The organism is Methyloceanibacter sp. (assembly GCF_035650995.1).
Lineage (GTDB): Bacteria > Pseudomonadota > Alphaproteobacteria > Rhizobiales > Methyloligellaceae > Methyloceanibacter.
Window position 1 is genome coordinate 1 of record NZ_DASRGO010000158.1, and the last position, 9,321, is coordinate 9,321.

Annotated in this window: 11 protein-coding genes; 5 read left to right on the forward strand and 6 right to left on the reverse strand. The window is 64.6% G+C overall.

Annotated features, from left to right (window positions below):
* A partial coding sequence (locus tag VFB18_RS11950) for an ATP-binding cassette domain-containing protein (protein WP_324975428.1) occupies window positions 1-640 on the forward strand: 640 nt, incomplete at its 5' end.
* Between the two features lie 73 nt (window positions 641-713).
* On the opposite strand, the gene VFB18_RS11955 is transcribed toward VFB18_RS11950, so the two are convergent.
* The 3 genes from VFB18_RS11955 to VFB18_RS11965 all read right to left on the reverse strand — a co-directional run bounded on the left by VFB18_RS11955 (window position 714) and on the right by VFB18_RS11965 (window position 2,646).
* A complete protein-coding gene (locus tag VFB18_RS11955) occupies window positions 714-1,316 on the reverse strand; it encodes a superoxide dismutase (RefSeq protein WP_324975431.1) in 603 nt (200 codons plus the stop codon).
* A gap of 286 nt (window positions 1,317-1,602) precedes the next feature.
* Window positions 1,603-2,046 (reverse strand): SufE family protein, encoded by a 444-nt coding sequence (locus VFB18_RS11960; protein ID WP_324975433.1) that lies wholly within the window; start codon window positions 2,044-2,046, stop codon window positions 1,603-1,605.
* A 180-nt stretch (window positions 2,047-2,226) separates the two neighbouring features.
* Entirely contained in the window at window positions 2,227-2,646 is a 420-nt protein-coding gene (locus VFB18_RS11965; RefSeq protein ID WP_324975436.1) for a DUF5330 domain-containing protein, read from the reverse strand.
* Window positions 2,647-3,112: 466 nt separating this feature from the next.
* On the opposite strand from VFB18_RS11965, the gene VFB18_RS11970 reads away from it, so the two are divergent.
* The 4 genes from VFB18_RS11970 (at window position 3,113) to VFB18_RS11985 (ending at window position 6,526) form a co-directional block, all read left to right on the forward strand.
* The gene (locus VFB18_RS11970; RefSeq protein WP_324975440.1) at window positions 3,113-4,945 is read left to right on the forward strand and encodes a PAS domain-containing sensor histidine kinase; all 1,833 of its coding nucleotides are present in this window, start codon (window positions 3,113-3,115) and stop codon (window positions 4,943-4,945) included.
* A gap of 128 nt (window positions 4,946-5,073) precedes the next feature.
* Window positions 5,074-5,835 carry a peptidoglycan-binding protein gene (locus VFB18_RS11975; RefSeq protein WP_324975442.1) on the forward strand — a complete coding sequence of 254 codons (762 nt, stop codon included), beginning with the start codon at window positions 5,074-5,076 and terminating at the stop codon, window positions 5,833-5,835.
* Window positions 5,836-5,856: 21 nt separating this feature from the next.
* A complete protein-coding gene (locus VFB18_RS11980; RefSeq protein ID WP_324975446.1) occupies window positions 5,857-6,204 on the forward strand; it encodes a DUF1491 family protein in 348 nt (115 codons plus the stop codon).
* A 133-nt stretch (window positions 6,205-6,337) separates the two neighbouring features.
* Window positions 6,338-6,526 (forward strand): hypothetical protein, encoded by a 189-nt coding sequence (locus VFB18_RS11985; RefSeq protein WP_324975448.1) that lies wholly within the window; start codon window positions 6,338-6,340, stop codon window positions 6,524-6,526.
* 7 nt (window positions 6,527-6,533) lie between these two features.
* On the opposite strand, the gene VFB18_RS11990 is transcribed toward VFB18_RS11985, so the two are convergent.
* The 3 genes from VFB18_RS11990 to VFB18_RS12000 form a co-directional block, all read right to left on the reverse strand.
* Entirely contained in the window at window positions 6,534-7,097 is a 564-nt protein-coding gene (locus VFB18_RS11990) for a DUF1254 domain-containing protein (protein WP_324975450.1), read from the reverse strand.
* On the reverse strand, window positions 7,088-7,756 hold the full coding sequence (locus tag VFB18_RS11995; protein WP_324975452.1) for a DUF1214 domain-containing protein: 669 nt from the start codon (window positions 7,754-7,756) through the stop codon (window positions 7,088-7,090). Before VFB18_RS11995 ends, VFB18_RS11990 begins: the two co-directional genes overlap by 10 nt.
* 40 nt (window positions 7,757-7,796) lie before the next feature.
* A partial coding sequence (locus VFB18_RS12000) for a transglycosylase domain-containing protein (protein WP_324975457.1) occupies window positions 7,797-9,321 on the reverse strand: 1,525 nt, incomplete at its 5' end.

Below are 9,321 nucleotides of genomic sequence, written 5' to 3' on the forward strand. Positions count from 1 at the left end.
CGGCTTTTCCGGGGACAAGGCCAATCTCGCCGTGCGCCAGCTCTCGGGCGGCGAGCGGGCGAGACTGTCGCTCGCGCTGATCACGCGCAACGCGCCGCACATCCTCATCCTCGACGAGCCCACCAACCATCTCGACATCGATGCGCGCGATGCTCTGGTCGAGGCCTTGACCGCGTTCGGCGGCGCGGTGGTCGTGGTCAGTCACGATCGCCATCTGCTCGAGCTGATCGCCGACCGGCTCGTGCTGGTCGAGAACGGCACGGCCAAGGCGTTTGACGGCAGTCTCGACGACTATCGCGACAAGGTGCTCGGAGGCGCCGGCGACAACGGCGCAGAGCAATCTGCCAAGGAAGCGGTGCAGGCGGAGCGGAAGGCGGCGCGCGAGCGGGCGGTGGCGGCGCACGAGCGCGCCAAGGCGGCGCGCAAGATCGCGCGAGACGCCGAGGCCGAGCTCAACTTGCTGTGGCGGCGCCGGGACGAGATCGATGCCGAACTCGCATCGCCAAAGCGAAACGGCGGCGCTCAGGTCGCCGAGCTGATGAAGGCGAGGGCCGAGATCGAGCGCAAGCTCGCGGCCGCCGAGCAACGCTGGGTCGAGGCGAGCGAGGCCGCCGATCTCTTGGCCGAGACCCGGGGATAAGGCCGAGGGGAAGCCCGCCTTCTGGCCGGGCCTCGTGGCGCTCAATTCCCGCTATTGGCGGGCATTTCGCCGCCTATTTCGGCGCAAGCGCGTACATTTCCTCGACGTGTTCCCAGTTGATGAGGTTGTCGAACCAGGCCTCGAGGTATTTCGGCCGCTCGTTGCGGTAGTCGATGTAGTAGGAGTGCTCCCACACGTCGACGCCAAGCAGCGGCCAGCCGCCGTGAATGAGCGGGTTCTCGCCGTTCGGCGTCTTCATCACGCTCAGCTTGCCGTCCTTGAGGGCGAGCCACGCCCAGCCTGAGCCGAACTGGGTCTTGCCCGCCTCGATGAAGTCGGCGCGGAACTTGTCGAAGCCGCCGAGATCGCGGTCGATCATGGCAAGCACGGCGCCCGGCACCTTCTTGCCGCCGCCGCCCTTCTTCATCCAGGGCCAGAAGTGAATGTGGTTGAAGTCCTGGCCGGCGTTGTTGAACACGCCGGGATTCTTGCCGTAGCTCGCCTTGACGATATCTTCGAGAGACTTGCCCTCGAAGCCCGAGCCCGGCAGCAGCTTGTTGAGATTGTCGACATAAGCCTTGTGGTGCTTGTCGTGATGATATTGCAGCGTCTCGGCCGACATGTAGGGCTGAAGCGCGTCATAGGCATAGGGAAGCGGGGGGAGTTCGAAGGCCACGGGCGTTGCTCCAGAGTTTGAGGGGATGACCGAAAAATTCCGCCGAAAGCTAATGGTTCCGGGGAAGCGAGGCAAGCCGCGGCCTGCTTGCCCCATCGCCGCATGGCCGAAAAAAGGGTGGGCGCGGAGCCCCTGAACTCCGCGCCCGGTGCCGAGGAAGGTTCGCTAATGTCAGTGCAGGGATCTGACGCTTCGGATGGTGGCGAACTGCGCCTGAACGGCACATGAACCGGTCGTGCAGTTTCGCGTCAGGAAGGGGGCCGCTGCAAAACTGGATTCGGTCAATTCAACTGCGGGCGAGCGCCTCTTCGGCGTCGGACCGGATGCGCTTCACCATGGCCATGAGACCGTTCGAGCGCTGCGGCGTCAAATGCTCGGTGAGGTGAAGCTTGCCAAGCGCGCCGGTGGCGTCGACCGCCAGGATCTCCCTTGCCGTCCTTTCCGAGTAAAGGGCGAAGAGAATCGCGATCAGTCCCCTGACGATATGGGCGTCGCTGTCGCCGACGAAGCTCAAGCGCGGATTGCCCCCGTCGGGATGAACGGTCGTCGAAAGCCAGACCTGGCTTACGCAACCTTGCACCTTGTTGGCGGGAGAGCGCTCCTCGTCAGGAAGCGGCTTGAGCCTCTTGCCCAGCTCGATCACGTAGCGATAGCGGTCCTCCCAATCGTCGAGCAGCTCGAAATCGGCGAGGATCTCATCGTATCCGGTTGATCGCAGTGTTTCGTTCATCGTGTCCATAAAAGAAATATAGGCACGAATTGCAGGGGCTCACGAAAAAAATAGGGGGGCGCGCAGTTCGGGAGGGAAAGGGCATAACCTTCCCAAGTGCGCGCCCCCTTGGCAGGCGGGGGACTGCCAATAGAACTCGTTGCCTGCCGCTTGCTTGCGCTGCGGTCAAGCCGTCTCTAGTTACGTTCCGGCGCCGTCCGGGCCGCCCCAAGCCGCTTCGCGATCCTCGGGATTGAGCGTGTCTTGCGAGGCGCCGTTATCCCAGCTTGCCGGCGCGATCGGGGCCGAAGCAGGTTCAGTGGAAGCGGACTCGTCCGACGCCGGTTCGTCCCAGGCCGAGTCGCCCGAGGCCGTTCCGCCGCCGGTCTGCTCGCTGATAAAGCCCATCAGCATGCGGGCGCCGAACTCAGCCTTGTGGACGAGCACCTGAAAAGCGTCGCGGCCCGTGGTGCAGGTGTCGGGATTGCGGTCGCAGAAGGTGGCGAGATCCCTCACCGTCGCCTCGGCCGTGCCGTACACCTTGTTGCGCTGATCCTCGTCCGTTGGAAGGAGCAGGACGATGATCGTCAGCCAAAAGGCTGCCCTTATCAGAAACATCATGGCTATGCCCTCTCTGTTTGAGAACCTTGCGGCTTGGCGCCGCTATCATTCCTCCGCAGAGCGCGACCATAGCGCACAGAAAATAAGGGAGCTTCACTGCAATCGATAAAATTCGAAACAAAATTTGCATCGATATTGAGGCAACGCAGAGGCTCATCCAAAGATAAGCTTTCCCGTCTTGGAGGCTTATTGCTCGCGACTAGGCTTAAGTTTTCGATAAAGTCTAGTCGATGCCGATAATTCGTCGGGCACCCGGTTGAAATTCCGGCGCTGCATCTACCGAAGGACTCGCGAGCCGCAGGTCGGCAAGGCGCGAGCACAAAGCAAATCCGCTCTCGCCGCCGGGCTCGCCAAGAAATTTCACCGGCGCGCTGAAGCTCGGCGCGAGCGGCGAACAAGTGAAGGACGCTACCTGCATGATTGGGGGAAAGCCGCGGCACCCCATTTTAAGCTTCCTTAAGCGCGGGTGCCAATAATCCGGAGCCAAGGCCATTGGGGACGCGAGCGGCTTACCCGCTCCGAGATGTGTGTGTTCGGTAACGAGAGTGTCCGCGGGCTCGCCGCCTATTTCGGCTCGCTCGTCAACGTGTCGGCTCGCGGCGATGACCTTACGGCGGCGCGCCATCAGTCTTTCATCGCATCGCACCTCCTTGGCGGACTGCTCGCGCTCTGCGCGTTCCCCGTCTATCTCGTGATCAACGGCAAACCGTCACTGCTCGGCGCAGTGGCCTTCCTCTGGCTGCTCTCGCCGATCGGAATCGCGGTCTTCCTGTCGCGCACCGGCAAGTTCGCCGCAGCGCACCTAGCCTCGGCCGCCAATTTCGCAGGCCTCGTCACCTACGTCGCGTGGCTCACCGGGGGGTTGGGTTCGTGGGTCATCCCCTGGATGGTGGCCGTGCCGCTCGAAGCGGCACTGGCCGACGACCGCCGCATCGTGGCGTGGGCCGCGGGCGCCGCGGGGCTCGGGCTCGCCATTCTCGCCGTCGTCCAGTCGCAGAACCTCTACATGCCGGCCGAGACGCTACCGTTCTCGGCGCTGTCGCTGTCGCTGATCGGCGTCATGACCGCGACCGGGTACGCCGCCGGCCTCGCCGTGATGGTTCAGCTCGTGCACAAACAGAGCGAGAACGCGGTCCGTTGCGGCGAAGAGCGCTACCGGCTTCTCGCGGAGAACGCCACCGACATGATCACGCGGCACGACGAGAGAGGCCGCGTCGTGTTCGCCTCGCACGCGGCGCAATCCCTGTTCGGAGAGCCGGTGCAGAAGATCTTGGGAGACGGGTTGTTCGAGCGCGTGCACGTCGCCGACCGGCCGGCTTATCTCACCGCGCTTTCGCGCGCGCTCGCCGACAACGAAGCCATTGCCGTCGAATTCAGGGTGCGCCGCGCCGGGCGCGGCGAAGCGGCGCGCTACGTTTTCGTCGAGATGCGCTGCCGGCCGCTGCCGGCGTCTGACGCGGCGCACGAGCGTGCCGGCATCGTCGCGGTGACCCGGGACATCTCCGAGCGCAAGGCGCAGGAAGCCGAGCTGCTCAAGACGCGCGACGAGGCCGAGAGCGCGAGCCGCGCCAAATCGCAGTTCCTGGCCAATATGAGCCACGAGCTCAGGACCCCGCTCAACGCGGTGATCGGCTTTTCCGAGATCCTGAACCGCGAGCTGTTCGGTGCTCTCGGGGAGGAGCGTTACCGCGACTACGCCCGTCTCATTCACGAGAGCGGCGAGCACCTGCTTCACATGGTCAACGACATCCTCGACATGTCGAAGATCGAGGCCGGCAAGTTCAAGATCGTAAAGGAGCCGTTCAACGTCGGCGCGCTGGTCAAGTCCTGCTGCGATATCATGCGGCACACGGCGGAGCAGCGGTCGTTGTCGCTCATCGTCGATATCGAGCCGGGGATCCCGGAGCTCCCGGCCGACAAACGCGCCTGCAAACAGATGCTTCTCAACGTGATCTCCAACGCCATCAAATTCACCGATCCCGGAGGCTGGGTCAGAGTGTCGGCCAAGGTCGCCGGCCGCAACGTCGCGCTTTCGGTCGCCGACAACGGCATTGGCATCGCCGATGCCGATCTGCCCAAGCTCGGCAACCCCTTCGTGCAGGCGAACAATTCCTACGACCGGAGCTATGATGGTGCAGGACTTGGATTGTCGGTGGTGAAGGGTCTCGCCAAGCTCCATGGCGGTAAGCTCGAGCTTGTCAGCACGCTTGGGGCCGGAACGACCGCCACCATCGTTCTTCCCCTCGACGGCGCGAGCGAATCGGTCGAAGCGACGCTGCCGAAGGTCTCGGCAGCGTGACGGGGGCCGGCGCCTTGCGGGTTTCGCCCCCCGTTTAACTTCTCTTTAGCTTCAAACGCCAAGATGGTCGTTAACGGGGGCGATTTGGCCCTTCCGGCCGTTGGGAAATCTTGACCTTGCCGTGATCGATGGGCGTCCTCCTTACGCGTCTCGTCTTCTTGGCGTTTCTCGCCTTGACCGGGACCATCATCTACAACGCGCTTTACCTTCAGGACCAGCACGGTCCTACTGCGCTCTCGGCGTCCCAGCCGCCGAAGGTGATCGGTGCCCCGAGCACACCCTCCCTGCCTGCGCCATCGCCCGCGCGGTACGCCGCACCCGCCGTTCACCTCGACCCGACCGAGACACCAAAACTCCCGCCAGCAAGCACCGATCTGCCGCCAACGCCGCCACCCTCGGCTGATGCCGAGGTGCCTGAGCTTCTCATCAAAGCGGTTCAGCGTGAGCTTGGGACGCGCGGCTACGACGTGGGGCCGGCCGACGGCAAGCTCACGGACAAGACTCGCGCTGCAATCTCCGCCTACCAAGAGCGCGAGGGACTTCCCGTTACCGGCCAAGCCTCCGACGAGCTATTGCGTCACATTTTGCTCGGCGACAGCGTCGCGCCCGCCGCGGCCACGACCGGTTCGGTCGAGGCAAAGAACGATGCCGGCAGCGGGAAATCGAGTGGCGGGGACCCGTCGGTCAAGGCCGTGCAACAGGTTCTGGCCGATCTCGGTTATGCGCCGGGTCCGGTGGACGGGACCATGGGGGCTTCGACGACGCACGCCATCATCGCCTTCCAACACGACCGCAAGATTCGCGAGACCGGAAGGATCACGCCGGAGCTGTTGCGCGAGCTGAAGCGCGTCACCGGGCGCGACCTTGCCAAGACAGCCGCAACGCCCTGAGCGGACGCCTATATTCTCCCTATGCGGGTCAAAAGCGAAATCTGGATCAGGGCGTATCTCCGCCGCTGTCAGGCGGAAGGCGTTCCCGCCGTGGTGGTGCGGCGGGGGGACGAGGCGGCCGGCGCCATCTTCATCTGCGTCGATCGCCTCGACGGGAGCGTAGCCCTTTACGGACCGGCGCCGGCGGGGATCGAGGGCGGGGAAACCGAACGGCGCTGGGTCGCGTGCTTCAAGACGGCAACCGCGAGCGGTGCCGAAGTTTCGGCTTATCTTGCGCGGCAAAGCCGCTTCGATTCGGATCTCTGGATCATCGAGATCGAGGACAAACAGGGGCGTCACTTTCTCGGGGAGGACGCGATCATAGAGTGAGGCGAGCGCCTTATGCTTCGCGCGAGCGGTTAGGGCTTCGTTAACCTTACCTCGGCCTTAATGGATACGGGCAAAGCGTGTGCAACCGTCCTCGCATAGGCGCCAATGGCGCGAGCGAGCCGTGGAGACGACAATGGGGATCATCCTGGAATTCCGCCGTGGCGATGAGGCCGCAAGCAGGATCGTCAAACCCGAGTCCGGCTCGCTCGGCGAGATCATCATTTTTCCGGGCGTTCGTATCGAGCGGAGAGCTTCCAGCGAGACGCCGCGAGAAACGGGGGCTCCATCGCGCCGGCGCGCCCAGCGCGGACGCAAGAAATAGAATCCCGTCAGCTCGACTTCGTATAGGGGCCGCACGAGGTCGCCTTAAGCGCCTCGGCCGCGCGTGGAGCGCGGCTCGGCCCTTTGAGCGGGGCCCTGATCATGGCTACGCCTTCCGTGACCGGAGAATTCACCACGAGAATCTCATCGGACGTCTCCGGAGAATCGACGCTCGACTCCTCGACGGTCTGGTCGGGAGCGACGATGACGAACTGAACATCGCGCTTCTTCAGGTCGGCGCCGGCAACGGCGTAGAAATTGTCGCCTTCGTCCGAATAGAGTCCGAACAGCCAAAGATCGTCGGCGATGGTCGCGTTGAGCCGGACGGGCCCGTTGGAAAGATCGAATCGGCAAAAGGCATAGAGGACGTCAGGCGCCATCATCGGCATGGCCTGTTTTCCGGGCGAGGCGGGCGGCAGCACGATCATGGTGTTGGCCGGACCCAAGGTCGCGAGCCTGGCTTGAGCGTTCTTGGGAGCGAGAGCCGGCAAGGTCAGCACGGCCACGATATGGATAAGGCCGGCGAGCACGAGGCCGAGCACGATAAACAGTCCGGGAATCCTTATTCGCATGACAGCCGCTCAATCTCAGGCAGGCGTTCGTCGGGAACGAGTCCGATGCCGAGCGAATCGGTTTCGCGCGGCGAATAGATGCGCAGCATCAGCACGAGATGCCGGTAACCGTCGCCGGTGGGAAGCCAGTTCTCGGGGCGCGCCGTGCGTGCCAAGTGAACGCGGTAGGTGCCGTCGGCGTGGCGGAGCATCTCCTCGCTGTTGAACGAGTAACGTCCTGAAGGATTCTCGACCAGGCCGCCGTCATCGTCGTAAAGAGCGAGCGACCACCACCGCGAATTGATCGGCGACCCCACGATCAGATATTCGCATCCCGACGTCAGCGTGCGTCCGGCGCTGTCGGTCTTCGCAACGAAGTAGCGCGCCACGGTCGACGTCAGCGGTAGCCGGCCGCTTCTGGCGAGGTGGGCCCTGGTATAGGGGTCGGCCGTGGGATTGCCGAGCGCGTTCCAGCTTGCCCACGGACCGACCCTCGTGGTCGTGAGCGGCGAGCCCTCTTCGATCAAGTACCAGGCGGAGCCGATGCCGAGCAGGAGGGCCACGGCGAAAGTGCCGATGAAATAGGCGAGCGAGCGCATCGAATGGCCGCCTTCCTCGACCCACGGCTTGGCGCGGCGTGCGGCGAGGCCAAACGGCTGGTCGGGCAGGACGCTAGTCACGCGGTCGTCGCCTTTCGCTTACCCATGGCGTGCCTCCCGGCTAGTGCGGGGAGGGCGCGCCGCTGTCGCTGACGGTTGAAGGCGGGCCCTGCGGCGAACTCTGCTGGTCGGCGCTGGCCGTTGCGGGCGGCGGCGGCGGAGCACCGCCGCCGTCTGCGGCGGAGCCCGTGGCGGCGGCAACGGGCGCGGGCGCAGGGGTCGCCTCGGCATGGCCGGGCTTTTGATCGCTCGGGCTAAGACGGCGGGCGTCCTTGAGCAGGGTCGCGATCCGCTCGAGGACCTGCTTCGTTGCGAGCGACATGTCCTTGACATTTTCGGGCGCAGGCGGCGGTGCGGCCTCGGCGTTGGCCGCGGCATTCTGGGCCGCGGCGGCAGCAAGGCGTGCCTGTTCGGCCGCCTGAACCGGGTGCAGGGCGATGCCGGGAAGCTGAGGAATGTTGTCCGTGTCGTGGGCCGCGACCATGAACGCGTGCCAAGTCTGAGCCGGGAAGCTGCCGCCGGTCACGCGCGCCATCGGCGTGAAGTCGTCGTTACCGAGCCAAACGCCGGCGACATACTGACCGGTCATGCCCATGAACCAGGCGTCGCGGAAGCTCGAGCTCGTGCCCGTCTTGCCGATGGCGTAGGTGAAGTCGAGGTTGGCCGCGCGCGCGGTGCCGGCCTGCACCACCTGCTGCATCATGGTGTTCAGCATCTCGATCGATTTACGCGAGAAGAGCTGCTTGCGCGGCGGCGTGTCGCGATCGTGATTGTAAAGAACCTCGCCGCCCGCGAGCGCCTTGATCTCCTCGATGCCGTAGGCATGGACTTCGAGACCGCCGGAAGCGAACACGGCGTAATTGGTGACGTGCTCGAGCGGGGTGAGGCCTTGGTCGCCGAGCGCGAGCGAGCAGGTCTTCTTCAGCCGGGTGATGCCGAGTTTCTTCATCGTCTCGAGCACCTTGTCGCGCCCGACCTCGAGGGAGACCTTGACTGCGATGGTGTTGATCGAATGGGCGAGCGCGTCGTGGAGCGCCATGGTGTTGCTTTCGCCGGCGGCGAAGTTCTTCGGCGCCCAGTGGCCGCAAGCGGCACCCCCGCCGCTCACGACGGTGTTCGGCGTGTACTTTCCGGTCTCAAAGGCGGTCAGATAGACGTAAGGCTTGAACGAGGAGCCGGGCTGCCGGTAAGCGTGGGTAGCGCGATTGAACTGGCTCTCGCCGTAGTCCTTGCCGCCGACGAGCGCGCGCACCGCGCCGTCGGGCTCCATGACCACCATCGCGCCTTGCTCGAAATGACGTGCATGGCCCGAGGTCTCGATCGTCGTCTTGAGCGCCTCCTCGGCCATTCTTTGCAGCCCGGTATCGACGGTGGTGCGAGCGACGAGGATGTGTTCCTCCTGTCCGTGCATCAGCCGCTGCACCTCTTCGAAGGCCCAGTCGAGGAAATAGTCGGGCGTGTTGGTATCGGTGCGCTCCACGATCTTGGCGGGGTTCATGCGCGCGCCGTAAACTTGGCCTTCGCTCATGTAGCCCGCCTCGACCATGTTGCTCAGCACCTCGTTGGCGCGGGCGCGCGAGGCGGCG

Excerpts from the sequence above, each read along its gene's own strand:
- VFB18_RS11975 (WP_324975442.1), top strand. The coding sequence starts at position 5,074 with ATGGGCGTCCTCCTTACGCGTCTCGTCTTCTTGGCGTTTCTCGCCTTG.
- VFB18_RS11965 (WP_324975436.1), bottom strand. The coding sequence starts at position 2,646 with ATGATGTTTCTGATAAGGGCAGCCTTTTGGCTGACGATCATCGTCCTG.
- VFB18_RS11985 (WP_324975448.1), top strand. The coding sequence starts at position 6,338 with ATGGGGATCATCCTGGAATTCCGCCGTGGCGATGAGGCCGCAAGCAGG.
- VFB18_RS11980 (WP_324975446.1), top strand. The coding sequence starts at position 5,857 with ATGCGGGTCAAAAGCGAAATCTGGATCAGGGCGTATCTCCGCCGCTGT.
- VFB18_RS11990 (WP_324975450.1), bottom strand. The coding sequence starts at position 7,097 with ATGCGAATAAGGATTCCCGGACTGTTTATCGTGCTCGGCCTCGTGCTC.
- VFB18_RS11960 (WP_324975433.1), bottom strand. The coding sequence starts at position 2,046 with ATGAACGAAACACTGCGATCAACCGGATACGATGAGATCCTCGCCGAT.